This window comes from Paraburkholderia diazotrophica, from assembly GCF_900108945.1.
Classification (GTDB): Bacteria; Pseudomonadota; Gammaproteobacteria; order Burkholderiales; family Burkholderiaceae; genus Paraburkholderia; species Paraburkholderia diazotrophica.
Map to the genome: position 1 here is coordinate 361,334 of NZ_FNYE01000002.1, position 23,976 is coordinate 385,309.

Consider the following 23,976-nt stretch of genomic DNA (forward strand, 5'->3'; position numbering starts at 1 on the left):
GCGGCCGGTCAAGCCACCATCGGAGACCTCAGGCGACCAGTTTCGATGAGTCGTCGACGTCGATCGGCGCATCGCGATGCCGCACTATCACGTTCGCTTCGCTCGCGAAACGCGCGGCAAGCGTTTCGGCGATGAATACCGAGCGGTGCTGTCCGCCCGTGCAACCGATTGCGACGGTCAGGTAACTGCGATTGTCGTCGCGGAAATGCGGTAGCCACTTCTGCAGGAACGACTCGATGTCGGCCATCATCTGCTGGACGATCGGCAATGCATCGAGGAAATCGATGACGGGCTTGTCGAGCCCCGTCAACGGACGCAGCTCGCGGTCGTAGTATGGGTTCGGCAGCGCGCGCACATCGAACACGAAGTCGGCATCGAGCGGCACGCCGCGCTTGAAGCCGAACGACTCGAACATCAGCGCAAGACCCGTGTGCTCCTGCTCGATGAAACGCTTGACCCACGCGCGCAAGACGTTTGCCCGCAGGTTGCTGGTGTCGATCTGATGGCCGAACTCCGCGAGACCTGCGACGAGTTCTCGCTCGCGTTCGATCGCTTCCGCAAGCGATGTCAGCACGCCGACGTCGGCATCGTGCGCGGGCGAGCCCGACAGCGGATGACGGCGGCGCGTTTCGGAAAAGCGTTGGATCAGGGCTTGCGTGCTGGCGTTCAGGAACAGCACGCGCACATCGTGCTGGCCGGCGAGATCGCGGATCATCTGCGGCATGTCTTCGAGCGAGGCGCCCGAGCGTGCGTCGATCGCGACCGCGAGCTTGTCCTGGCCGTCGCTTGCGATGTAGCCGGCGAGTTCGGGCAGAAAGCGCGGCGGCAGATTGTCGACGCAGTAGTAGCCCGCGTCTTCAAGCGCGTTCAACGCAACAGATTTGCCGGAGCCGGAGATGCCGGTGATCAGGATAATGCGCATGGAGTCGAGGAATCCGTTGAGTTCATCATAGCATCCGGTGCCGCCTGCTGTGCCGCTGCGGCTTCTCGTCCATCGCGTCAGATCAGCTTGCCGGGAAACTGGCTGTCGGGGTCCTGCATCGCGAGACGCTGGCGGTCCATGAAGTCGCGCAAGGTATCGATGCCGCGCAGTTGCAGGATCGTGTTGCGCACGGCTGCCTCGACCAGCACCGCGAGGTTTCGGCCGGCCGCCACCTGGATCGTGACCTTGCTGATCGGCAAGCCGAGCACGTCGACGGTCTGGCTCTCGAGCGGCAGGCGCTGGAATTCGCCGTCCGGTCGACGCACCAGTTGCACGATCAGCTTCAGTTTCATTTTCCGGCGCACGGCCGTTTCACCGAAGATCGTCTTGATGTCGAGCAGCCCCAGGCCGCGTACTTCCAGAAGATTCTGAAGCAGGGGCGGGCAGCGTCCTTCGACGAAATCCGGGCCGAGGCGTACGAAGTCGACGGCATCGTCGGCGACGAGACCGTGGCCGCGGCTGATCAGTTCGAGGCCGAGCTCGCTCTTGCCGAGGCCGGAGTCACCCGTGAGCAGCACACCCATGCCCAGGATGTCGAGGAACACGCCGTGTAACGTTGCACGCGGCGCGAGAATACGCGACATGTAGAGGCGCAGGCTGTCGATCACGGCAGCGGGCGACATCGGTGTCGTGAAGAGCGGCGTCGATGAACGCGTGCAGCGCAGGACCAGTTCCGGCGGCGCGGCGACGCCGCCCGCGACCACGAGGAACGGCGGTTCGAGCGCGATCAGCTCGGCCATGTGGCGCGAACGGTCTTCGTCGGATTGACGCTGGTAGTAATTGGTTTCGGCATCGCCGAGCACCTGGATCCGGTTGGGGTGGATCAGGTTGAGGTGGCCGACGAGGTCGGCACTGGACGTTGCAGTCGCAACCGTTTCCGCCGAGAAGCCACGCTCCCAGCCCTCATGCCCCGTCAGCCAGCTGAGCTTCAGCGCGGCGGCGTTGTCGTCGAAAATGCTTTGGGCGTTGATGCTGGACGTATCCATGAATCCCTGACTCCCTGACTTCATATGTGCCGCTGTGGTGCCGCCCTGGTGCTGCCGTAGTGCCGCTTCGGTGCGCTCTGGCCGTTGCCCCGCCTGTTTGCCTGCTCGTTACCCGCTTGTCGCGCATTCCGCCACGCTTCGCGCGGGATGTGTTCGGCTCGCCGCGACGCCCTGTTCACACGACGGTCGCCGCGTGCCCCGGACGCGGTCTCGTGCTCTACTCACGGACGCTGCGCGACGCCGATACGTCAAGGTTGCCACTGAGTGAGCAGGCGATGCAATGCCTCCCGGTCTTGTTCCGTGTGCAGCCGTTCGCGCGCTTCGCGATCCGACAACAGTTGGGCGATCTCCGACAGGATCTCGAGATGTTGCTGCGTCGCCTGTTCGGGGACCAGCAGGAAGATGAGCAGCGAAACGGGCTGGCCGTCGGGCGATTCGAACGGGATCGGTTCGGACACGCGCACGAAGGCGGCGAGCGGCTGCTTGAGGCCCTTGATGCGGCCGTGCGGGATTGCGACGCCTTCGCCGAGTCCCGTCGAACCGAGACGCTCGCGCGCGAACAGATTGTCAGTCACTGTGCTGCGGGCGATACCGTTCTGGTTTTCGAAGATCAGGCCCGCTTGCTCGAATACGCGCTTCTTGCTGGTAACCGAAAGACCGACGACGACGTTTTCGAGGGGAAGATATTTGGCTAAACGATTCATGTTGGCAGGCGCAAAGGTCGCCTGGATTCTCCTCGCTGTGGCGTTTGAAAAGCGTTCCATGCGCGGCAACTGCTCATAGCGGACACAACGATGCGCAATGAGCCCCGCCCCTGAGATCCGCAACGACCCCTTTGTGCAGGACTCGGGCTGGACAAAACCCCGAAAGGCAACCGATTCATTATAGAACAGGGTTGCAACATATGGTGCGCCGCGCCATGAGTGAAAAGACGAGTCGTCCCGTATCGCGTGTGCGGGCCGAACGTTCGCATGAACGTGGCGCACTGGTAATCAATCGACCGCGAAGTGCTTCTCAACGAAAAACCGCCCGATGTCGGGCGGTTTCGCGGGGAAGGGAAAGCAACTTCCGGATCTGCTTATTGCGGTGGCACTTCGGGTTGCGCCGCCACCGGCTGATACTTGATCGCATCATGCTGATGGCCCTGCAGGCGATCCTTGTGACGAATGACTTGCCGATCCAGCTTGTCGATCATCAGGTCGATCGCGGCGTAAAGGTCGCCATCGCAGCTTTCGACGAAAATATCCTTGCCTTTCAGATGCAGGTTGATTTCAACCTTTTGTCTCTTTTCCTTTTCCTTGTGGTTGTCGACCGAGAGGACCACATTGCCATCGATCACCTGATCGAAATGTCTTAGCACCCTGTCTAGTTTGGTGATCACGTATTCTCGCAACGCTGGCGTTACTTCGAGATGGTGTCCACTGATCTTCAGATTCATAGTGCTTCTCCAAGCTAGTGGCCGCCTGGTCCGCATGAATCGCGCGAGCGCCGGTCGATTCCCTCGACTGCCACGCCGTCCCCCGTTGACAGGCTACTGGCAGGTCGCATCGGCCAGCCTGCTCCGCCAAACAGCGGCGCGGCCGGAAAATACCCGCCACAGGAGGCAGCGGGCTACAGAGACTTGCGCAGATTGACTGCTGGGATTTTCAGTGCTTCGCGATACTTCGCAACGGTACGGCGCGCGACCACGAAGCCCTGTTCTGCCAGCAGTTCGGCAATGCGGCTGTCTGAAAGAGGAGATTTGGTGTCTTCTGCTCCTATCAGTTGCTTGATGAGTGCGCGAATGGCCGTGGAAGAGGCCGCGCCCCCCGTGTCGGTGGAAACGTGCGATCCGAAGAAGTACTTAAATTCAAGCGTCCCGAACGGGGTGAGCATGTACTTGCCGGTTGTCACACGCGAGACCGTCGACTCGTGTAAACCCAGCGTATCAGCTATTTCCCGCAAAACCAAGGGGCGCATGGCAATTTCGCCGTGGGCAAAAAAGTTCTTTTGACGTTCGACAATCGCTTGGGCGACACGCAGAATCGTCTCGAAACGCTGCTGAATATTTTTTATCAGCCAACGCGCTTCCTGTAGTTGTTGCCGCAGCGAACCGCTGCCCGGATCGCCGCGATTGTTGCGCAGGATATTCGCGTACAGATGGTTGATACGCAGCTTCGGCACGACTTCAGGGTTCAGTTCGGCCAGCCATCCCTGTGCCGTTTTGCGCACCATGATGTCGGGCACGACGTAGTCCGCTTCTGCCTTGCCGTAAGCGGCGCCCGGGAAAGGTTCGAGTGAGCGGATCAGCGCGTGGGCTTCGCGCAGGTCGTCGTCGCCGGCCTTCAGGTACTTGCGCAGCCTCGTGAAATCGCGCGCGGCGAGCAGTTCCAGATGATGCGCGACGATGTCGAGCGCGAGCGTGCGCGTCGGCGATGGCCCGAGCCGGCACAATTGCAGACGCAGGCACTCCGAAGCCGAACGCGCGCCGACACCCGCCGGATCGAAGCTGTGCAGCAACGCCAGCGCCGCGTTCAGTTCGTCGGTATCGACTTCCAGTTCTTCGGGGAGGTCTGCGAGAATTTCGTCGAAGGTAGCCGTCAGATAGCCGTCGTCATCGAGCGATTCGATCAGGAACGTGACGAGCGCGCGGTCGCGCGGACTTGCTTGCGTCACGCGCAATTGCGCGGTCAGATGATCGCGCAGCGTCGTAGTCGATTCGTGGATTTGCAGCGGCGGCAGATCGTCGTCGTCCGATGCGTTGCCTGAACGGCCGTAGTCGTCGAGGTTCCACTGGCTCGAATCGGCGTTCGCATCCGATCCCAGGCCGTTGTACTCGTCGACGCTCTGCGGTTCGCCGCCATCGGCGCTCTCGCTGGTCGACGTCGACGAACTCGACGGCGGCGCGCTCGACATTTCCTCCGGCGCGGCGCCCTGCGGCGTCTGCGCGATCACGGTTCCGTCGGCGGCGACGCGCAACGGACTCGCGATCCAGTCGTCCTCCGCTTCGAGCAGCGGATTCTGAGCGATCGCCATCGAGACTTCCTGTTGCAGCTCAAGCGTAGACAGCTGCAGCAGCCGGATGGACTGCTGCAGTTGAGGTGTCAGCGCAAGATGCTGCGACAGGCGGAGTTGGAGGCTGGCTTTCATGGCAAGTTGTGAATCATTGTAGAGAGTTTGCCACGACCGCGATACATTGCGACACCCGCAAAAACGCGCGTGCATGAGATTTTGGCGCGGACGGCCGAAACAAGCCAGTCCGGCGTCAAAAATACTGGACCCGTTCCTGAAACGGCCGCAGGGTTGGGCGAAGAAGGGCACGCCGAACGCGGCCGCCGCCCGGCGCGGGCGCGCTTTACATGCGGAAGTGTTCGCCCAGATAGACGCGGCGCACGCTCTCGTTTTCGATGATGTCGCCGGGGGCGCCGGCCGCGAGCACGCTGCCGTCGCTGATGATGTATGCGTGATCGCAGATACCGAGGGTCTCCCGGACGTTGTGATCGGTGATGAGCACGCCGATGTTGCGCTGCTTCAGGAACTTCACGATCTTCTGGATTTCCAGCACGGCGATCGGGTCGACGCCCGCGAACGGCTCGTCGAGCAGAATGAAGCTCGGGTTCGTCGCGAGCGCTCGTGCAATTTCGACACGGCGGCGCTCGCCACCCGACAGCGACAGCGCAGGATTTTCACGCAGATGGGCAATCTGCAGTTCGTCGAGCAAAGCTTCCGTGCGCGACGCGATCGCATCTTTCGACAGCCGCTTGCCGTCGTCGTCGATCTGCAGTTCGAGCACGGCGCGGATGTTTTCCTCGACCGAGAGCTTGCGGAAAACGGAAGCTTCCTGCGGCAGATACGACAGTCCGAGCGACGCGCGCTTGTGAATCGGCAGGAGACTGATCGACTTGCCGTCGAGGTCGATCTCGCCGGCATCGAGCGGCACGAGGCCGACGATCATATAGAATGATGTGGTCTTGCCCGCGCCGTTCGGCCCGAGCAGTCCGACCACTTCACCGCTTTTCACGTCGAGCGACACGTCCTTGACGACCGTGCGCGAGCCATAGCGCTTCTTCAGATTGCGTACGACGAGCGAACTGCTGGTGCCGGCGGGCTTTCGGTTGGGAAGGGCAGGGGCGCTCACGGCTTCGTCGTTCCTTGTCCTTGGAATTGGTTGGTCGGTTGCAGCGTCGCGGACGGGCCGCTGATCGGTTGCGCGCCGCCGTTGCGCGGCGACAGCATCGCGCGCACGCGGCCATTGGGATTGCCCGGACCCGCGACGTCCTTGCCGGCCTTCGCCGTGTAGAAATCGTTCTGGCCGTCATACGTGATGACGCTGCCATGCACTTCGTCCATCAGCGTCGTGAGGCCTTGCAGACGGCGCACCGTTGCACGCGTCGTCAGCGTGGTGAGGTCCTGCTTGCCGTCGTAGTCGATGCGTTCGGCATCGCCGTCGATGTATTCGTTGACGCCGTCGCGCTTCTGGCGGAAATACGCGAGATTCTTGCCCGTCGACGTGCCCGTTGCATACTGATAGCCCTGCGGGTCCTGCGAAACTTCGACGCGGTCCGCCTTGATGACGATCGTGCCTTTTGTCGCGACCACGTGGCCGGTGAAAATGTTGACCTGCTTGAGGTCGTCGTACGTCATGTTGTCCGCTTCGATGTTGAGCGGCTTGTCCTTGTCGGCACGCTCTGCGTGCGCGAGCGGCGCAAAACCGGCGAGCGGTAATGCGAGCAACAGTGCCGCAAATCCGGCGCGGCTCGCGCACAGCGCGCGCATGCGGCCGGACTCAAAACGGGGGAACGATTCGTTCATGCAGTCACGCCTGGAATTGGATTACCCGGGTTGCTTCTGGGAGCCGCCGGAGTCGACGGGGGCGATGGCGCCGCGCACGTTGCCGAATAGCTGCATGACCCGGGTGACATTGTTGTATTTCATGCCGCTGGCCGTCATGATCGACTGGCCGCGCTGAAGTTTAACCGGCTTTTCTGTCTCGATCACATCGTCGTTGACGAGCACGCGGAAATGCGAGGAATCGGCCTGCATTTGCGGATCGCCGTAGCCTGCGTCGCGCAGGATGCGCGCGTTGTCGTACAGATCGACGATCGACGCGTCCGCGTTCACCGTGCCGCGATCGCCCGTCGCGGTGACGACGGGCTTGGCGGGCTGAAACGCGCGGATCGCGGGCTTCGTCAGGTCGCTCACTTCGGTGTCCTCGTAGTGAACGAGCTTCGCCGCGGTGAGGCGGTATTGCGTCGCGCCCGACTGATCGAGCTCGGACACCGAGAAGCTGTCGGCGAAATAATCGGGCGTGTGCTGCTTCGGCTTGACCGCGCCTTCGTTCTGGCGCGGCAGCGTCGCTTGCAGCAGCCAATATGTGATTCCTGCGAGCGCCGCCATCGCGACGAGCGGTATCAGCGAAGTCCAGCGAAACCGGTTCATCCGACGAGGCCTCGCGGCATCTCGCCGCTGCACGCCGCCGCGAGCAGCGCGTCATAGCGGCCTTGCGCGCGCAGCAGCGCATCGCATACTTCGCGCACGGCGCCGTGGCCGCCGTGCGCTTCGCTGACCCAGTGTGCACGGGCGATCACTTCGGGATGCGAGTTCGCCGGCGCGGCCGCGAAGCCGACTTTCAGCATGACGGCCAGATCGACCCAGTCGTCGCCCATGTAGCCGCATTCTTCGGGCGTGCGGCCTGTTTCGTTCAGCAGCTGCGCGAACGCGTCGAGCTTGTGCTCGACGCCTTGATAAAGGTGCGTGATGCGCAATTCCCGCGCGCGCACCGCGACGATGCCCGACTTGCGCCCCGTGATGATCGCCGTGTCGATGCCGGCTTCGCGCAGCAGTTTTGCGCCGTGGCCGTCCATCGAATTGAACGCCTTCATCGTGTCGCCTTCGGCCGTAAACAGCAGGCCGCCGTCGGTGAGCACGCCGTCGACGTCGAAAATCATCAGCTTCACGCGGCTCGCGCGTTCGGCCGCGGTCAGGGCGGAAGAGGCCATCAGATCACCTTCTTCGAGAACAGGTCGTGCATGTTGAGCGCGCCGATGAGCTTGCCCGTTTCATCGACGACGAGCATCTGATTGATGCGATGACGCTCCATCAGTTCCACGGCCTCGACGGCGAGCCGGTCGGGACCGATCGTACGCGGGCCATGTGTCATGACGGATTCGATGGGCAGCGCGCGGAAATCGCCGTCGCGTTCGAGCACGCGGCGCAGGTCGCCGTCGGTGAAAATGCCCTTGACGCGCTCGTTTTCGTCGACGATGGCCGTCATGCCCATGCGCTTCGCCGTCAACTGGAACAGCGCGTCGCGCACGGTCGATCCGGACAGGACCATCGGCATCTGATCGCCCGTGCGCATCACGTCGCGCACATACGTGAGCAGGCGCCGGCCGAGCGCGCCGCCCGGATGCGAGCGCGCGAAATCGTCTTCTCCGAAGCCACGCGCTTCGAGCACGGCCACCGCGAGCGCGTCGCCGAGCGCGAGTGCTGCCGTCGTGCTCGCCGTCGGCGCGAGATTCAGAGGACACGCTTCTTTTTCGACGCCGCAATATAGATGGACGTCGGCGAGCCTGGCGAGACTCGAAGTCGGGCGGCCCGTCATCGCGATCAGTTTTGCGCCGAGGCGCTTGATCAGCGGCAGGATCGAGACCAGTTCCTCGGATTCGCCGGAATTCGACATACCGATGAACACGTCTTCGGCCGTGACCATGCCGAGGTCGCCGTGGCTCGCTTCGGCGGGGTGCACGAAGAACGCGGGCGTGCCCGTGCTGGCGAGCGTCGCCGCCAGCTTGCGCGCGATATGACCGGATTTGCCAATGCCTGAGACGACCACGCGTCCACGGCAGCCGAGAATGAAATCGATCGCTTCGACGAAAGAGTCGTCGAGATGATCGCGAAGGGAGCGCACGGCGTCCGCTTCGATGTCGAGCACGTCACGAGCGAGCGCAAGTGCCCGATCGCCATTGATTTTCGCTATCATCCGGGGAGTATAGCAAAGGCGTATGTTCGCCGCGCCGGGACCGACCGTTCCGGACATTGCCTTCACCGGCCCTTCGACCTTGCTGCGCGGGCGTTTGCGCGTGGCTTCGCTGACGAACCAGGACGCTCTCTCCGATGCGCTTTTGCCGATGATTTCCCCGCTCGAAATGACGCTGTTTCTGCTGCTGGCTTCAGTGGTGGGCGTCGTCGTGTTCCGTTATCTGAACCTGCCGCCGATGCTGGGTTATCTGACGGTGGGGATCGTCGTCGGGCCGCACGCGTTCGGCATCGTGCCCGATTCCGTCGGCGCGCAGAATCTCGCTGAATTCGGCGTCGTGTTCCTGATGTTCTCGATCGGCCTGGAGTTTTCGCTCGCGAAACTGCGCTCGATGCGCCGGCTCGTGTTCGGCCTCGGGCTGCTGCAGGTGCTCGGCACGGTGGCCGTTGCGGTATCGGTCGGTCTGGTGCTGGAGCGCTGGGTGCATATCTCGTGGCAGGGCAGCGTCGCGCTGGGCGGCGCGCTCGCGATGTCGTCGACGGCCATCGTCAGCAAGATGCTCGCGGAGCGGCTCGAGATCGAGACCGAGCATGGCCGCAATATCTTCGGCGTGCTGCTGTTCCAGGATCTCGCCGTCGTGCCGCTTCTGATCATCATCTCCGCGCTGGGCGGCAATTCGGACGATCTGATGAAAGCGCTCGGCATCGCGTCGATCAAGATCGTGATCGCGCTGTCGCTGCTGCTGATCGTCGGGCAGAAATTCATGACGCGCTGGTTCAACGTCGTGGCGCGCCGCCGTTCGCAGGAACTGTTCGTCCTGAACCTGCTGCTCGTCACACTGGGCGCGGCGTTCATCACCGACAGGTTCGGCCTGTCGCTCGCGCTGGGCGCGTTCATCGCTGGCATGCTGATCGCCGAGACGCCGTATCGGCATCAGGTGGAAGAGGACATCAAGCCGTTTCGCGACGTGCTGCTCGGTCTCTTCTTCGTGACCACGGGCATGCTGCTGAATCCGCGCGTGATCTGGACGCATCCGCTCGTCGTGCTCGCGTTTCTGATTGGTCCGCTGCTGCTGAAAGCCGTGATGATCACGGGGCTCGCGCGACTGTTCGGCGCGACGCCCGGCGTGGCGATGCGCACGGGTATCGGGCTCGCACAGGCGGGCGAGTTCGGCTTTGTGCTGCTCAATCTGATCCTCGATAAGCACCTGGTCGACGCGACGTTCCTGCAGGCGATTCTCGCCGCGATGCTGCTGTCGATGCTCGCCGCGCCGTTCCTCATTCAGAACGCGGATCGCATCGTGCTGCGGCTGTCGTCGACCGAATGGATGATGCAGTCGTTGCAGATGACGCGCATCGCGACGCAAAGCCTGAAGCAAACGGGCCACGTGATCATCTGCGGCTACGGCCGCGCCGGGCAGAATCTCGCGCGGATGCTGGAGCACGAAGGGCTCTCGTATGTCGCCCTCGACCTCGATCCCGATCGCGTGGCGGCGGCCGCGGCGGCGGGCGAATCGGTCGTGTTCGGCGACGCCGGGCGGCGCGAGTCGCTGCTCGCGGCGGGTATCCATCGCGCGGCGACCGTCGCCATCACGTACGCGAATACGCCGTCGGCGCTGCGCGTGCTGCACAACATCCACGAACTCGAGCCGACGCTGCCCGTCATTGTGCGCACCGTCGACGACAGCGACCTCGAAAAGCTGCTTGCCGCGGGAGCGACGGAAGTGATTCCGGAAATCGTCGAAGGCAGTCTGATGCTCGCGTCGCACACGCTCGTCGTAATGGGCGTGCCGATGCGGCGCGTCGTGCGGCGCGTCGAGGAGTTGCGCGACGAACGCTATAGTCTGCTGCGCGGCTATTTCCACGGCGCGGACGACGTCGATGACGACGACGGCCACGAGCAGGTGCGGCTACAATCGGTCCCCGTCGACGAGAAGGCGGATGCCGTCGGGCGTACGCTCGAAGAGCTTGGCCTCTTCGATCTCGGCGTCGAAGTGACGGCGATCCGGCGGCACGGCATTCGCGGCGTCGAGCCCGATCCATCGACTAAACTTCGCGCAAGCGACATCGTCGTGCTGCGCGGCCTGCCTGAAGCACTGGCGGAAGCGGAGGAGCGTCTGTCGAGGCATCGGCGCGCGGGCGCGGCGGCGGCCTGACGTTTGCTGCCGTCCATCGACATCGATCACGCGGCGGCGCTCGACGAACGCGCGCCGTATTCAAGCAACTCACTGGAAACATCGGGGTCTTCGACGACCCGTCTGGAGTCATCATGTCCAACGCGCCTGCGAACAAGCCATTCGATCCGGCCGAATACATCAACAGCCAGATCCGCACGGTGCCCGACTGGCCGCAGGCCGGCGTGCAGTTTCGCGACATCACGCCGTTGCTGCAAAACCCGAAAACGCTGCGCGTGCTGATCGATATGTTCGTGCAGCGCTATATCGATCAGAAGCTCGACTACATCGCGGGGCTCGACGCGCGCGGCTTCATCATCGGGCCGATTCTCGCGTACGAGCTGAACCTCGGCTTCATCCCGATCCGCAAGATCGGCAAGCTGCCGTATAGAACGGTGTCCGAATCGTATGCGCTCGAATACGGCACGGCGACCGTCGAGATTCATGAGGACGCGTGCAAGCCCGGCGACCGCATCGTGATCGTCGACGATCTGATCGCGACGGGCGGCACGATGATGGCGGGAAAGAAGCTGCTCGAGCGTCTTGGCGCGACGGTGGTCGAAGGGGCGGCGATCATCGATCTGCCCGACCTCGGCGGCTCGAAGCTGCTGCGCGATGCCGGGCTGCCGCTTTTCACCGTGACGGGATTCGGCGGTCATTGAGTCTTTCCAACGGAGCTTCCGAGCAATGCCCAATTTCCTGCTCTTTCTCGCGACGTCGATAGCGATCACGTTCGCGCCCGGCCCCGACAATCTGCAAGTGCTCGCGCGCGGCATTTCGCAAGGACGGGCGGCGGGCTTCGTCGCCGCGCTCGGTTTCGCCGCGGGCATTTCGTTTCACACGACGCTCGCGGCGCTCGGCGTCGCCGCCGTGCTGCGCTCGTCGCCTGTCGCGTTTCAGATCATCAAGCTCGCGGGCGCTGCGTATCTCGTGTGGATCGGCATCAAGGCATTGCGCAGCAACGGTCTCGCGACGGCGCACGAGCGCCCGCCGCAGCCGCTTTCGTCGATCTTCAGGCAGAGCGTGGTCGGCAACATGATGAACCCGAAGGTGACGCTGTTCTTCGTCGTGTTCCTGCCGCAATTCGTCGACCCGCATGGCGCGCAGAGCGCCACGTTGCAGATGCTCGAACTGGGCGCGCTGTTCATGATGCAAACCGTCGTCGTGTTCTCGCTGTTCGGCGTGTGCGCGGGTGTGATCGGCGGATGGCTGCGGCGTCGTCCGCGCGTGGGCGTGTGGCTTGACCGGCTCGCGGGCGCGACGTTCATCGCGATCGGTATCCGCGTCGCGCTGCGCGATTGATTTGATTGATTCGTTGTTTGCCGCTTGAGTCGTCTGAGTTGTCGGTTGGTTCGTCATCACGTAGCACGCTGTCTGGAGCTTTCATGTCTTTGCCTTGCATTGCCGCCGCGCGTCGCTTCGATCCTTCGCAACATCTTCCGTTCGTGATCGACGGGGAGCGCGTCGGCTGGATTCGCGCGACCGACGTGCCGCTGCTCGTGCGCTGGCCGGATGTGTTCGACATCGATGCGAAGAGCGTTACGTTGGCGCCGCAATTCAGCACCGTCGCACTGCGTAGCGCCGCGCTGGGTTCGGTGATCGGCGCGCTCGCCGCCGACGGCTGCATTCCCGGCTGGCGCGACGAAACCTACGCGATCCGCAATGCGTTCGATGCGCCGCCGCTCGCGTATATCGAGCGCGCGGCGTCTCGCTTTTTCGGCACGATGACGTACGCGGTGCATCTGAACGGCGTCGTAGAATATGAAGATCGCGCGCCGCAGTTGTGGATCGCGCGCCGCAGCGACACGAAGGCGACCGATCCGGGCATGCTCGACAACGTCGTCGCGGGTGGCATCGGCTGGGGCTTTAGTCTCACTGAGACGATCGTCAAGGAATGCTGGGAAGAAGCGGGCATTCCGCAAGAGATCGCCGCGCGCGCGGTCGCGGGACGCACGGCACACGTGCTGCAATCGCTGCCCGAAGGCACGCAGGCCGAGCAGATCTTCATCTACGACCTCGCATTGCCGGCAGACTTCGCGCCGCGCAATCAGGACGGCGAAGTGGGCGAGCATCGGCTGGCGCGCATCGAAGATGTCGCGCAGTCGATCGAAGAAGGCGCAATGACGGTCGATGCGAGCCTCGCGACGCTCGATTGCCTGCTGCGCCGCCGCTGGATCGACGAAGACGCGTGTGCCGGCATCGACGCGCTGTTCGAGCCGCCCGTCTCCGACTGACACTGACGGACGAACGCGCACGCGCATCCGAAGCACTGCATACACTCTACGAAACACGCACTGAAGAAGGGAGTCACCGAGGTCATGTCGACCGAACACAGCTTTATTCTCAAACTGTCGTGCGCCGATCGGCCCGGCATCGTTCACGCCGTGTCAGGCTTTCTGTTCGAGCGCGGCAGCAACATCCTCGACTCCGCGCAATTCGGCGACAGCCACACGGGCGAGTTCTTCATGCGCGTCCACTTTCAGCAGGTGGGCGGCGATCCCGGCCTCGAAGCGCTGCGCGAAGCATTCGCGACGCTCGCCGCGCAGTTCGGCATGCGCTGGGAATTGCACGACGCGAACGTGAAGCCGCGTGTCGTGATCATGGTGTCGAAGATCGGCCACTGTCTGAACGATCTGCTGTTTCGGTATCGCACCGGGCAACTGAACATCGAGATTCCCGCGATCATCTCGAACCACAAGGAGTTCTATCAGCTTGCCGCGAGCTACGACATTCCGTTTCATCACTTCCCGTTGACGTCGAAGGACGCGAAGGCGCAGCAGGAAGCGCGCGTGCTTGAAGTGATCGACGAATGCAAGGCGGATCTCGTCGTGCTCGCGCGCTACATGCAGATTCTCTCGCCTGAATTGTGCGAGCGGTTGGCGGGGCGCGCGATCAACATCCATCATTCGTTCCTGCCGAGCTTCAAGGGCGCGAAGCCGTACTACCAGGCGTTCGATCGCGGCGTGAAGCTGATCGGCGCAACGGCGCACTACGTGACGACGGATCTCGACGAAGGCCCGATCATCGAGCAGGAAGTGGAGCGCGTCGATCACAGCATGACGCCGGATCAGCTGACGGGCATCGGCCGCGATGTCGAATGCGTGACGCTCGCGCGCGCAGTGAAGTGGCACGTCGAGCACCGTATCGTGCTGAACGGCAGCAAGACGGTCGTGTTCCGCTGATTCGCTTTTCTTTTCGCTAAAACCGGCGCGGATCGTGATCGACCGCGCCGGTTTTTTATTGCGACGTTGCGCTTTCGGTTTGCGTGCGAACGGCGCGTGACTTTGCGTCGCGCGTGATCGTCGCATGACGGCGCGCGTTCGTCTTCTTTAGCCAGATCAACAGGCCCGTCGCGCTCAGCACCGCCACCATCACGCCGACGAAGCTGACCAGAATGCGTCCGCCGATGCCGAGGATGCGCCCCGAATGCAGCGGGAATTGCGCCTGCATGAAGAGGTCGCCCGCCGTGCCTTGGCCGGGAATCTGCGCGCCGAGTGATCGGCCTGTCTGCGCATTCCAGTATGTCCATGCGTTGCCGAGGCCGCCGTCGCCATGATCGTCGCTGGCTCCGAAATAGCCGACGCCGTACACGTGGAACGCCGGCGCGTAATAGATCGCGCCAGGCGGCGCATCGATATGCTTTTCGATGCGCGCCTGTTTCGCCGCCTTCAAGATCTGCTCGCGCGGCAGCGGCTCGTCATTGGGTTTTGCGTTGGGCAGCATCGACGGATCGGTGAACGGCGTCGGCGTGAGCGTCGAGAACAGCTTGACGATCGGCTGCACGACGGGCGTCGACAGATTCATCGACACCGACGTCACCGCGACGATCAGCAGCAGTCCCCAGATCCATACGCCGCCCGAGCGGTGCAGATCGAACGTGAGCGCGTAGCCGCCGCGCCGCACACGGAATGCAAACGACTTTTTCCATGCCTTCGCGCTGGGAAACGCGAGCACGAGCGCAATCACGCTATCGAAAATCCACACGATGCCGACGATGCCCATCAGCCATGTGCCGATGTCGACGCCATGCGTGAACGGCAGAAACAGCGTGTAGTGCAGCTTGTAGATGAACGGCAGCAGATTGATCCGCGCGACCGATAACGCGCCCCATTCGCGCCGACCCTGAATTTCGCCCGTGGCGGGATCGACGGCGATCTGATTGAAGTCGAGCGGATACGGCTGGTTCGTTTTCGGATCGACGCGCGCCATCACCATCATTTGCAGCGTGTGTCCTTTTTCGGCAGCGAGCGGCAGATAGGTCACTTGCAGCCGAGGGTCGCCCGACTCGACGCGGCGCGCGAGTTCCAGCGACGGCAACGGCGCGGCATTGGTGCGCGCGTCGAAGAACGACGGATTGAGCGCCGCGTCGAGTTCGTGATCCCACGCGATCAACGCACCTGTCAGTCCCGCGACGAACAGAAACAGCGCAGTCCCGATGCCGAACCAGCGATGCAGTCGAACGAGCGCGGATCTCATGCGCAGTTTCCGTCGAAAGCGACGGCCATCGACGGCGAAAAAGTGACAGACATGACCGCGTCTTGTCCTTGCAAATAAGAATTATTCGCATCTTATGGGGCAAGCGTCGATGTCGCAAGAGTTTCGTAAGCGCTAGCGGCGCGTATTCCTTCGTCACCGGCGACCTTGGAGGCGAACGGATGACCCATCGTCGGCCCTCGTTAGATGCGCATGCGACAGAATGTCGCGCCTAAACGCTTACAGAAATTCCGCGGTTCCGGGCATCATTCGCCTTCTCGTAAATGTGAATGATTCGTATTCGTAAAAATAGGTAGACTGACTGTCTGGAACAACAATGAAAAGCGCTGCTGAACAAGGGGTGGGTAAGAAACAACGCGGAAAGACGAAAGCGCCGACGATCGGCGTCGCGCATATCGCCGTGATGCTGGCGTTTGCTGCCAGCCAAAACGCTTACGCGCAGACGGACGCGCCGGTCAATGCGTCGAATGCCGCGGCGGCATCCGCCGGCGCAGCGAACGACGCAGCCGCTGAGAAGTCATTGCCCGCCGTCAACGTGACGGCCGCGCAGGACTCGCCGCAGCATCTGAACGCCGATGTCGGCAGCGGCGCGCTCGGCACGCGCACGCAGCTCGACACGCCGTTCTCGACGACGGTCGTGACGAGCGAGGAACTGCAAGACATGCAGCCGCAAAAGCTCGGGGACGTATTCGCGCGCGACGCATCCGTCTCCGACAACGGCAATCCGTACAGCGCATGGGCCACGTATCTGAGTGTGCGCGGCATGCAGCTCGACTGGCAGAACGGCTTCAAGATCGACGGTTTGCCGTTCAACAGCTACGGCATCACGATGCCGTACGAACAGCTCGAGAGCGTCGAACTGCTCAAGGGGCTGTCCGGTTTCATGTATGGCTTTGGCGCGCCGGGCGGCGTCGTCAACTACGTGACGAAGAAGCCGCCGCTTTCGGGCACGCCCATTCGCAGCGTCGATGTGGGTTATCTGACGGACGGCGTATGGGCCGAGCACGCGGACCTCGGTGGTCGCGTCGGCCCGAACGGCATGTTCGGCTATCGCTTCAATGCGACGCACGAAGAAGGGCAGACGTACAACGACGGCACGATTCGCCGCAACGCATTCTCGCTCGCGCTCGATGCCCGCATCACGCGCGACCTGAGCGCGACGTTCGGCGCGCTGTATCAGGACCAGCACACGACAGGGCAGGGCGGCTCGATCTCGACGGCGCAATACGTCGGCACGTCGCTCCCGGCGGCACTCAGCGGCTCGACCGACAACCTCGGTAATCCGTCACAGCACCTGAATACGAATCTCCAGCTTTACACGGCGGGCGTTCACTACAACCTGAGTCCCAACTGGACCGCGCATTTGACGTATAGCTTCAGCAAGAGCTTTCGCGATCGCAACGAAAGCACGTTCTTCCTGGAAAACCCTGCCGGCGACTATACGGACTTCCGTTTCGCCGGCAAGGAAGGACATCGGCTGAGCCTCTGGCAGGCGTTGGTCGAAGGGGACGTGAAGACGGGGCCGTTCGAGCATCAGCTGGTATTGGGCGCCGCGTGGCAGAAACAGGTGAACGAGTACGAAGCGAACAGCGTCTACGAGCAGATCGGCACGGGCAATCTCTATTCGCCGAACACGAACCTGTTCTACAGCCCCGAAGGGCTTGCAACCTATCGCGCCGGCGACATCACGCAAAAGGCGCTCTTCGCCAGCGATACGATCCGGTTGACCGAACGCTGGTCGGTGCTCGGCGGCGTCCGTTATACGTACTACGAGCAGAACGGCTACACGCTGACGGGCACGACCAGTTCGCATTACAGCCAGAGCGGCGTGCTCACGCCGACCGTCGCGCTGATGTTCAAGCTCGCGCCGACAACTACGCTCTACACGAGCTATGTCGAATCGCTCGAACCCGGCTCGATCGTCGACTTCACCTATGCGAACGCCGGCCGGATGCTCAAGCCGCTGCGCAGCAAGCAGTACGAAGTCGGCATCAAGAGCGAGCATGCGCGCTGGAGCGCGAGCACGGCGCTGTTCCGCATCGAGCGCGGCGCCGAGTACGCGAACAGCGCGAACGTCTATGTTCAGGATGGCGAGTCGATTTTCGAAGGCGTCGAAGCGGGCGCCGACGTGCGGCTCGGCGCGAACTGGACGGTCGGCGGCGACCTGATGTGGCTGCATACGAAGTATGAGCGCGGCTCGTCATTCGATGGCAACCGCGTCGCGGGCGCGCCCGGTTTCGTCGCCGCGGGCCATGTGACGTACAACGTGCCGTACGTCCCCGGGCTCAGAATCGGAGCCGACGCGAAGTTCACGGGCAACACGAGCGTGCGTCCTGCCGGCGACCTGAAAGCGGGCGGTTATACGCTGTTCAATGTCGGCGCGTCGTATGCGACCCGTATCGGCGGCTATGGCGTGACCTTCCGCGCCGCGATCGACAACATCACGAACAAGCGTTACTGGGAATACCAGTACGCGGACTACATTTCGCCGGGCGATCCGCGCACGCTGTCGCTCAACGCGCGCATCGACTTCTGATTGCCGCGCGATGCGGACATCGATGCGGACATCGACACGCACATGAAAAAGGGCGGCCTCGCGGTCGCCCTTTTGCGTCGATGCACCCGTTGCGACGCGCTACACGAGCCGCAGATAGATCAGTTCGCGCTTGATGTACGCATAGAAGATCGGCGCGGCGATCACTCCGGGGATACCGAACGCCGCCTCCATCACGAGCATCGCGATGAGCAGTTCCCATGCGCGCGCCTCGATCTGTCCGCCGATGATGCGCGCGTTGAGGAAATATTCGAGCTTGTGGATCAGGATCAGGAACACGAGCGCCGTCACGGCCGCCGGAAAGCTCACCGACAGCGCGACTGCGACGATCAGCGTGTTCGAAATCAGATTGCCGATCACGGGCAGCAGGCCGACGATGAACGTGATGATGACGAGCGTCTTCGCCATCGGCAGCGGCGCATGGAAGAGCGGCAGCAGCAACAGCAGGAATATGCCCGTGAAGACCGTATTGATCGCGGAGATTTTCATCTGCGCGAACACAATGCGGCGGAACGCATCGGCGAAACGGCTGAGCCGCGTGATAAAAGCCGTCGACAACGGCAGCCGTTGAATGTGCTTCTGCGCGCCGACCGCGACGATCGCGCCGATGATCATGCCGATCAGCACATGCGTGAAGATGCGCGCCGCGTTCTTGCCGCCTTGCGAGAGCGTGCCCGCATGCGTCTGCATCAGCACGGCGGCCCTTTCCTTCATCTGCTCGGTGGAAACGGGCAGGTTCTGCGCGATGAACTGCGGCAGGCGGCCACGCGCCTGGTCGATTAGCGACATCGCCTGGTCGAGCAGCTTCTGGACGCTCGGCACGTCACTCTCGAAGTGCTCGATGATGGCGACGGTAAAGCCCGTCAGCACGCCGACGATCACGGCGGACAGAATCACCACCGCGAACCAGCGCGCGCGGTAGCTCGACATGTGCTTTTCGATGCGTGGCGCGAGCGTATGGACGAGCTGGAACACGAGCATGCCGGCGAGCAGCGCCCCCAGCAGCCTCAGTTCGAGCACCGCCCACATCGCGAGCAGCGCCACGACATAGCTGCCGATTTCGACCGCCGACAGTTTCGGCAGGCTCATATCGCTGGTCAGCCTGACCGGGCGAGGGCGCAGATCCTGCACCTGCCCGTCGTCGCGGGCCGGATTTCGCTTGGCCATGGCTTTCTATCGTCTCCAACTTCAGGTTTTTACGCTCGGCTTGCCGGCTTTTGCTGTCGCTTTTGCCGCTCCTGCCGCTGGCTTCGCTGTCGATTTCGAAGCCCGTTTTGGTGCGTCGGCGGCGACGGCCTTCTTTGCCCTCGCCGGTTTTACGGCTGTTTTTGCGGATTCTGCAGCGGAGTTGCTCACGGTCGCCTCGGCTTCGCCGGTTTCATCGTCGGACTGTTCGCCTGCTTCCGCGTTCGCCCGTTCAACCGGTTCGGCCTGTGCTTCCGGTGCCGATACGTCGGCCGCGGCGCCTCGCAGCAGCAGCGGCGCGAGATACCGGCCGGTAAAACTTGCCTTCGACTTCGCGATCTGCTCCGGCGTGCCCTGCGCGATGATCTGACCGCCGCCGGCGCCGCCTTCGGGACCGAGATCGATCACCCAGTCGGCTGTTTTTATCACATCGAGATTATGCTCGATGATGACAACCGTATTTCCTTGATCGCGCAACCGATGAATCACTTCGAGCAGCAGCGCGATATCGTGGAAATGGAGGCCCGTGGTCGGTTCATCGAGGATATAAAGCGTGCGACCTGTATCGCGCTTGCTCAGTTCCAGCGAGAGCTTGACGCGCTGCGCCTCGCCGCCCGACAGCGTGGTCGCCGATTGGCCCAGCCGGATATAGCCGAGGCCGACGTCGAGCAGCGTCTTCAGCTTGCGCGCGACGACGGGCACCGCACGGAAGAATTCGTGCGCGTGCTCGACGGTCATCTCCAGCACTTCGCTGATGTTCTTGCCCTTGTACTGGATGTCGAGCGTCTCGCGGTTGTAGCGCTTGCCGTGACACACGTCGCACGGCACGTACACGTCCGGCAGGAAGTGCATCTCGACCTTCAGCACGCCGTCGCCCTGACATGATTCGCAGCGTCCGCCCTTCACGTTGAACGAAAAGCGACCCGGATCGTAGCCGCGTTCCTTCGCGGCAGGCACGCCCGCGAACAGTTCGCGGATCGGCGTGAAGACGCCCGTGTACGTCGCGGGATTCGAGCGCGGCGTGCGGCCGATCGGCGACTGGTCGACGTTGATGACCTTGTCGAAATGCTCGAGGCCTTCGATCGCCTCGAACGGTGATGGCTCCGTCGAAGAGCCGTACAGGTGCTGCGCGACGGCGTGATAGAGCGTGTCGTTGATCAGCGTCGACTTGCCCGAGCCTGAAACGCCCGTCACGCAAGTCAGGAGACCGACGGGCAGATCGAGCGTCACGCGCTTCAGGTTGTTACCGTAAGCCTCGACGATTCGCAAATGCCGCTCGTCGGGCTGCTTGCGGTCGTCGGGGAATTCGATGCGGCGCGTGCCCGCGAGATACTGGCCCGTCATCGAAGCGGGGTCCGCCTGCACTTCGACGGGCGTGCCTTCGGCGATCACCATGCCGCCGTGCTCCCCCGCGCCCGGCCCCATATCGACGACATAGTCGGCCATCCGGATCATGTCCTCGTCGTGCTCGACGACGATCACCGAGTTGCCGAGATCGCGCAGATGCTTGAGCGTCGAAATGAGGCGGTCGTTGTCGCGCTGATGCAGGCCGATCGACGGCTCGTCGAGCACGTACATCACGCCCGTCAGCCCCGAGCCGATCTGCGACGCGAGCCGGATGCGCTGCGCTTCGCCGCCCGACAGCGTTTCGGCGCTGCGCTCCAGCGACAGATAATCGAGCCCGACGTTGTTCAGGAACATCAGGCGCGCGACGATTTCCTTGATGACCTTGTCGGCGATTTCGCGCTTCGAGCCTTCGAGCCGCAGCGTCTGGAAATAGCCGAGCGAGTCGCGCAGCGGCCAGCCGCTCACTTCGTAGATCGCGCGCGCGTCGCCATCCGCGCCGATGCGCACGAAACGCGCTTCGCGCCGCAGACGCGTGCCTTCGCACGACGGGCACGCCTGGTTGTTCTGATATTTCGCGAGTTCTTCGCGAACCGCGACGGAATCCGTCTCGCGATAACGCCGCTCCAGATTCGGAATGATCCCTTCGAACACATGCTCGCGCACCGAAGTGCGCCCGCGCTCGTTGATGTACGAGAACGGCACGGTCTGCTTGCCGGAGCCGTACAGCAGAATCTGCCGCACCTTTTCGGGCAGGTCTTCGAACGCGGTGTCGATATCGAACTCGTAGAACGCCGCGAGGCTTTGCAGCATCTGGAAATAGAACTGGTTGCGCCGGTCCCAGCCCTTCACGGCGCCCGCCGCGAGCGACAGCGACGGGTGCGCGACTACCCGCTTCGGATCGAAGAACGTGATCTGGCCCAAGCCGTCGCATTCCGGACACGCGCCCATCGGGTTGTTGAACGAGAAGAGGCGCGGCTCCAGTTCCTGCAGCGAGTACGAGCAGATCGGGCACGCGAACTTCGAGCTGAAAAGATGCTCGTTGTCCGTATCCATTTCGAGCGCGATCGCGCGGCCGTCGGCGAGACGCAGCGCCGTTTCGAACGATTCCGCGAGACGCTGCTTCGCGTCGGGCCGCACCTTCAGACGGTCGACGACCACGTCGATCGTGTGCTTGTCGTTCTTCTTCAGTTGCGGCAGTGAGTCGACCTCGTAGATCTTCGCGGCGCCCTCGTTCGCGGTGCCGCCGCCCGAGCGCACGCGAAAGCGGATGAAACCCTGCGCCTGCATGTCTTCGAACAGCTCGGTGTGCTCACCCTTGCGATTCGCGACGACGGGCGCGAGGATCATCAGCCTGGTGTCTTCGGGCAGCGCGAGCGCGGCGTCCACCATCTGCGAGACGCTTTGCGCCTCGAGCGGAATTTCGTGGTCCGGGCAGTACGGCGTGCCGACACGCGCGTAAAGAAGCCGCAGGTAGTCGTGGATTTCGGTGACGGTGCCGACCGTCGAGCGCGGGTTGTGCGACGTCGCTTTCTGCTCGATCGAAATGGCGGGCGACAGGCCCTCGATCAGATCGACGTCGGGCTTTTCCATCAGTTGCAGGAATTGACGGGCGTATGCGGACAGGCTCTCCACATAACGGCGCTGGCCTTCGGCGTAAAGCGTGTCGAAGGCCAGCGACGATTTGCCCGAGCCGGACAGGCCGGTAATCACGACCAGCTTGTGACGCGGCAAGTCGAGATTGACGTTCTTCAGGTTGTGGGTCCGAGCCCCACGGATACGGATTTGTTCCATGAACCGGCGGGAAGAGGAGAAGGCTAAACCTGCTACTATAGCGACTTTTCCAGACCGCCGTTACGGCTTCCTGACAGCCCGCAAACGGCGTGCTGACAGATACGAAACCGTCGTTTTTTTGCGGTCGAGCGTCGCGGTGAACTGCCTGTGTGAGACCTGTATGTGGGGCGTTTTCCGTCGTCTGCAAGGCAACAGGTGGCCGGCGCGAGCGCTGCACGCGTCAGAAGCTGCGCATGCGGGCCTACGCGGTTCGCCGTCCGTTCATTCGAATATCGCTCCCGATGTCCAATCCGTCCGCCACCTCTTCACGCATGAGCGCGCATGAACTGCGCGCGACCGTGTCGCTTGCCGCGATCTTCGCGCTGCGCATGCTGGGGCTCTTCATGATCATGCCCGTCTTCTCGATCTACGCGAAGACGATTCCCGGCGGCGACAACGTGCTGCTCGTCGGCATTGCGCTCGGTGCGTATGGCGTCACGCAATCGCTGCTCTATATTTTCTACGGCTGGATCTCGGACAAGGTCGGTCGCAAGCCCGTCATCGCGACGGGCCTGCTGATCTTCGCGCTCGGCAGCTTCGTCGCGGCGTTCGCGCACGACATGACGTGGATTATCGTCGGGCGGGTGATTCAGGGGATGGGCGCGGTGTCGTCGGCGGTGATCGCGTTCATCGCGGACCTGACGACGGAAGAGCATCGCACCAAGGCGATGGCGATGGTGGGCGGATCGATCGGCGTGTCGTTTGCGGTCGCGATCGTCGGCGCGCCGATCGTATTCCATTGGGTCGGCATGAGCGGCCTGTTCGCGCTCGTCGGCGTGTTTTCGATCCTGGCGATCGGCGTCGTGCTGTGGGTCGTGCCGGATGCGCCGAAGCCCGTTCACGTGCCCGCGCCGTTCCACGAAGTGCTGCACAACCGTGAGCTGTTGCGCCTCAATTTCGGCGTGCTCGTGCTGCACGCGACCCAAACGGCGCTCTTCCTCGTCGTGCCGCGCATTCTCGAAGCGGGCGGTCTGCCCGTCGCGTCGCACTGGAAGATTTACCTGCCCGTGATGGGCCTGGCGTTCGTGATGATGGTCCCTGCGATCATCGCCGCCGAAAAGCGCGGCAAGATGAAAGCGGTGCTGCTGGGTGCGATTGGTCTTATCCTGATCGGCCAGTTACTTCTCGGCGTCGCAGCGCATACCATTATGGCTGTGGCGGCGATCCTGTTTATCTACTTTCTCGGCTTCAACATTCTCGAAGCATCGCAGCCTTCGCTGGTGTCGAAACTGGCGCCGGGCAACCGCAAGGGCGCGGCGGCGGGCGTCTACAACACGACGCAATCGATCGGCCTTGCAATGGGCGGCGTGATCGGCGGCTGGCTGCTGAAAGTGGATGGACAAAGCGCCGTGTTTTTTGCATGCTCGGGGCTCGTAGCTTGCTGGCTTATAATCGCCGCGAGCATGAAGCAGCCGCCGCGCAGAGCATAAATCTTTTACGGCACGAATTTAAAGGCGGCGGTCAAAC

General features: G+C 62.9%; 20 protein-coding genes. 7 read left to right on the forward strand and 13 right to left on the reverse strand.

The window, feature by feature from the left end; translation table 11 throughout:
* Window positions 1–28 precede the first annotated feature (28 nt).
* The 10 genes from rapZ to kdsD all read right to left on the reverse strand — a co-directional run bounded on the left by rapZ (window position 29) and on the right by kdsD (window position 8,929).
* Window positions 29–922 carry an RNase adapter RapZ gene (gene rapZ / locus BMW76_RS04360; RefSeq protein ID WP_090863392.1) on the reverse strand — a complete coding sequence of 298 codons (894 nt, stop codon included), beginning with the start codon at window positions 920–922 and terminating at the stop codon, window positions 29–31.
* Between the two features lie 77 nt (window positions 923–999).
* Window positions 1,000–1,968: an HPr(Ser) kinase/phosphatase gene (hprK, locus tag BMW76_RS04365; RefSeq protein WP_028365019.1), complete on the reverse strand. Its 969-nt coding sequence runs from the start codon at window positions 1,966–1,968 to the stop codon at window positions 1,000–1,002.
* Between the two features lie 248 nt (window positions 1,969–2,216).
* Window positions 2,217–2,732, reverse strand: coding sequence for a PTS IIA-like nitrogen regulatory protein PtsN (gene ptsN, locus BMW76_RS04370; RefSeq protein ID WP_090863395.1), 516 nt, complete (start codon window positions 2,730–2,732; stop codon window positions 2,217–2,219).
* Window positions 2,733–3,046: 314 nt separating this feature from the next.
* Window positions 3,047–3,406: a ribosome hibernation-promoting factor, HPF/YfiA family gene (gene hpf / locus BMW76_RS04375; RefSeq protein WP_090863397.1), complete on the reverse strand. Its 360-nt coding sequence runs from the start codon at window positions 3,404–3,406 to the stop codon at window positions 3,047–3,049.
* 173 nt (window positions 3,407–3,579) lie between these two features.
* Window positions 3,580–5,097 carry an RNA polymerase factor sigma-54 gene (locus BMW76_RS04380; RefSeq protein WP_090863399.1) on the reverse strand — a complete coding sequence of 506 codons (1,518 nt, stop codon included), beginning with the start codon at window positions 5,095–5,097 and terminating at the stop codon, window positions 3,580–3,582.
* A gap of 205 nt (window positions 5,098–5,302) precedes the next feature.
* A complete protein-coding gene (gene lptB / locus BMW76_RS04385; protein WP_090863402.1) occupies window positions 5,303–6,085 on the reverse strand; it encodes an LPS export ABC transporter ATP-binding protein in 783 nt (260 codons plus the stop codon).
* Entirely contained in the window at window positions 6,082–6,759 is a 678-nt protein-coding gene (lptA, locus tag BMW76_RS04390; protein WP_090863405.1) for a lipopolysaccharide transport periplasmic protein LptA, read from the reverse strand. The genes lptB and lptA overlap by 4 nt, the downstream gene beginning before the upstream one ends.
* 21 nt (window positions 6,760–6,780) lie before the next feature.
* On the reverse strand, window positions 6,781–7,386 hold the full coding sequence (gene lptC, locus BMW76_RS04395) for an LPS export ABC transporter periplasmic protein LptC (RefSeq protein WP_090863408.1): 606 nt from the start codon (window positions 7,384–7,386) through the stop codon (window positions 6,781–6,783).
* Window positions 7,383–7,946 carry a KdsC family phosphatase gene (locus BMW76_RS04400; protein WP_090863411.1) on the reverse strand — a complete coding sequence of 188 codons (564 nt, stop codon included), beginning with the start codon at window positions 7,944–7,946 and terminating at the stop codon, window positions 7,383–7,385. The genes lptC and BMW76_RS04400 overlap by 4 nt, the downstream gene beginning before the upstream one ends.
* Window positions 7,946–8,929, reverse strand: a complete 984-nt coding sequence (kdsD, locus tag BMW76_RS04405; protein ID WP_090863413.1) for an arabinose 5-phosphate isomerase KdsD — start codon at window positions 8,927–8,929, stop codon at window positions 7,946–7,948. Before kdsD ends, BMW76_RS04400 begins: the two co-directional genes overlap by 1 nt.
* A gap of 148 nt (window positions 8,930–9,077) precedes the next feature.
* Between kdsD and BMW76_RS04410 the strand changes: the two genes are divergently transcribed.
* The 5 genes from BMW76_RS04410 to purU all read left to right on the forward strand — a co-directional run bounded on the left by BMW76_RS04410 (window position 9,078) and on the right by purU (window position 14,281).
* Window positions 9,078–11,081, forward strand: coding sequence for a monovalent cation:proton antiporter family protein (locus BMW76_RS04410; RefSeq protein WP_090863616.1), 2,004 nt, complete (start codon window positions 9,078–9,080; stop codon window positions 11,079–11,081).
* Between the two features lie 113 nt (window positions 11,082–11,194).
* Window positions 11,195–11,761: an adenine phosphoribosyltransferase gene (locus tag BMW76_RS04415; protein ID WP_090863416.1), complete on the forward strand. Its 567-nt coding sequence runs from the start codon at window positions 11,195–11,197 to the stop codon at window positions 11,759–11,761.
* A 25-nt stretch (window positions 11,762–11,786) separates the two neighbouring features.
* Window positions 11,787–12,401: a LysE family translocator gene (locus BMW76_RS04420; RefSeq protein ID WP_090863418.1), complete on the forward strand. Its 615-nt coding sequence runs from the start codon at window positions 11,787–11,789 to the stop codon at window positions 12,399–12,401.
* A gap of 83 nt (window positions 12,402–12,484) precedes the next feature.
* On the forward strand, window positions 12,485–13,333 hold the full coding sequence (locus BMW76_RS04425) for an NUDIX hydrolase (protein WP_090863421.1): 849 nt from the start codon (window positions 12,485–12,487) through the stop codon (window positions 13,331–13,333).
* Window positions 13,334–13,417: 84 nt separating this feature from the next.
* Window positions 13,418–14,281 (forward strand): formyltetrahydrofolate deformylase, encoded by an 864-nt coding sequence (gene purU, locus BMW76_RS04430; protein WP_090863425.1) that lies wholly within the window; start codon window positions 13,418–13,420, stop codon window positions 14,279–14,281.
* Window positions 14,282–14,336: 55 nt separating this feature from the next.
* On the opposite strand, the gene BMW76_RS04435 is transcribed toward purU, so the two are convergent.
* Window positions 14,337–15,575, reverse strand: coding sequence for a PepSY-associated TM helix domain-containing protein (locus tag BMW76_RS04435; protein ID WP_090863428.1), 1,239 nt, complete (start codon window positions 15,573–15,575; stop codon window positions 14,337–14,339).
* Between the two features lie 421 nt (window positions 15,576–15,996).
* Between BMW76_RS04435 and BMW76_RS04440 the strand changes: the two genes are divergently transcribed.
* A complete protein-coding gene (locus tag BMW76_RS04440) occupies window positions 15,997–18,129 on the forward strand; it encodes a TonB-dependent siderophore receptor (protein WP_090863618.1) in 2,133 nt (710 codons plus the stop codon).
* Window positions 18,130–18,228: 99 nt separating this feature from the next.
* Here the strand turns inward: BMW76_RS04440 and BMW76_RS04445 are convergent, their stop codons facing one another.
* Together BMW76_RS04445 and uvrA are read right to left on the reverse strand one after the other, a co-directional pair.
* Window positions 18,229–19,314 carry an AI-2E family transporter gene (locus tag BMW76_RS04445; RefSeq protein ID WP_090863432.1) on the reverse strand — a complete coding sequence of 362 codons (1,086 nt, stop codon included), beginning with the start codon at window positions 19,312–19,314 and terminating at the stop codon, window positions 18,229–18,231.
* A 21-nt stretch (window positions 19,315–19,335) separates the two neighbouring features.
* Complete coding sequence (gene uvrA / locus BMW76_RS04450) at window positions 19,336–22,470, reverse strand: excinuclease ABC subunit UvrA (protein ID WP_090863435.1); 3,135 nt, start codon at window positions 22,468–22,470, stop codon at window positions 19,336–19,338.
* A gap of 281 nt (window positions 22,471–22,751) precedes the next feature.
* On the opposite strand from uvrA, the gene BMW76_RS04455 reads away from it, so the two are divergent.
* Complete coding sequence (locus tag BMW76_RS04455) at window positions 22,752–23,939, forward strand: MFS transporter (RefSeq protein WP_090863438.1); 1,188 nt, start codon at window positions 22,752–22,754, stop codon at window positions 23,937–23,939.
* Window positions 23,940–23,976: the final 37 nt, after the last annotated feature.

What these genes read in the sequence shown, in the direction of transcription:
- lptC (WP_090863408.1), bottom strand. Translation starts at nt 7,386, where the DNA reads ATGAACCGGTTTCGCTGGACTTCGCTGATACCGCTCGTCGCGATGGCG.
- ptsN (WP_090863395.1), bottom strand. Translation starts at nt 2,732, where the DNA reads ATGGAACGCTTTTCAAACGCCACAGCGAGGAGAATCCAGGCGACCTTT.
- BMW76_RS04410 (WP_090863616.1), top strand. Translation starts at nt 9,078, where the DNA reads ATGATTTCCCCGCTCGAAATGACGCTGTTTCTGCTGCTGGCTTCAGTG.
- purU (WP_090863425.1), top strand. Translation starts at nt 13,418, where the DNA reads ATGTCGACCGAACACAGCTTTATTCTCAAACTGTCGTGCGCCGATCGG.
- uvrA (WP_090863435.1), bottom strand. Translation starts at nt 22,470, where the DNA reads ATGGAACAAATCCGTATCCGTGGGGCTCGGACCCACAACCTGAAGAAC.
- BMW76_RS04455 (WP_090863438.1), top strand. Translation starts at nt 22,752, where the DNA reads ATGTCCAATCCGTCCGCCACCTCTTCACGCATGAGCGCGCATGAACTG.
- BMW76_RS04415 (WP_090863416.1), top strand. Translation starts at nt 11,195, where the DNA reads ATGTCCAACGCGCCTGCGAACAAGCCATTCGATCCGGCCGAATACATC.
- hpf (WP_090863397.1), bottom strand. Translation starts at nt 3,406, where the DNA reads ATGAATCTGAAGATCAGTGGACACCATCTCGAAGTAACGCCAGCGTTG.
- BMW76_RS04400 (WP_090863411.1), bottom strand. Translation starts at nt 7,946, where the DNA reads ATGGCCTCTTCCGCCCTGACCGCGGCCGAACGCGCGAGCCGCGTGAAG.
- rapZ (WP_090863392.1), bottom strand. Translation starts at nt 922, where the DNA reads ATGCGCATTATCCTGATCACCGGCATCTCCGGCTCCGGCAAATCTGTT.
- BMW76_RS04435 (WP_090863428.1), bottom strand. Translation starts at nt 15,575, where the DNA reads ATGAGATCCGCGCTCGTTCGACTGCATCGCTGGTTCGGCATCGGGACT.
- BMW76_RS04380 (WP_090863399.1), bottom strand. Translation starts at nt 5,097, where the DNA reads ATGAAAGCCAGCCTCCAACTCCGCCTGTCGCAGCATCTTGCGCTGACA.
- BMW76_RS04440 (WP_090863618.1), top strand. Translation starts at nt 15,997, where the DNA reads ATGCTGGCGTTTGCTGCCAGCCAAAACGCTTACGCGCAGACGGACGCG.
- kdsD (WP_090863413.1), bottom strand. Translation starts at nt 8,929, where the DNA reads ATGATAGCGAAAATCAATGGCGATCGGGCACTTGCGCTCGCTCGTGAC.
- BMW76_RS04425 (WP_090863421.1), top strand. Translation starts at nt 12,485, where the DNA reads ATGTCTTTGCCTTGCATTGCCGCCGCGCGTCGCTTCGATCCTTCGCAA.
- hprK (WP_028365019.1), bottom strand. Translation starts at nt 1,968, where the DNA reads ATGGATACGTCCAGCATCAACGCCCAAAGCATTTTCGACGACAACGCC.
- BMW76_RS04445 (WP_090863432.1), bottom strand. Translation starts at nt 19,314, where the DNA reads ATGGCCAAGCGAAATCCGGCCCGCGACGACGGGCAGGTGCAGGATCTG.
- lptA (WP_090863405.1), bottom strand. Translation starts at nt 6,759, where the DNA reads ATGAACGAATCGTTCCCCCGTTTTGAGTCCGGCCGCATGCGCGCGCTG.
- BMW76_RS04420 (WP_090863418.1), top strand. Translation starts at nt 11,787, where the DNA reads ATGCCCAATTTCCTGCTCTTTCTCGCGACGTCGATAGCGATCACGTTC.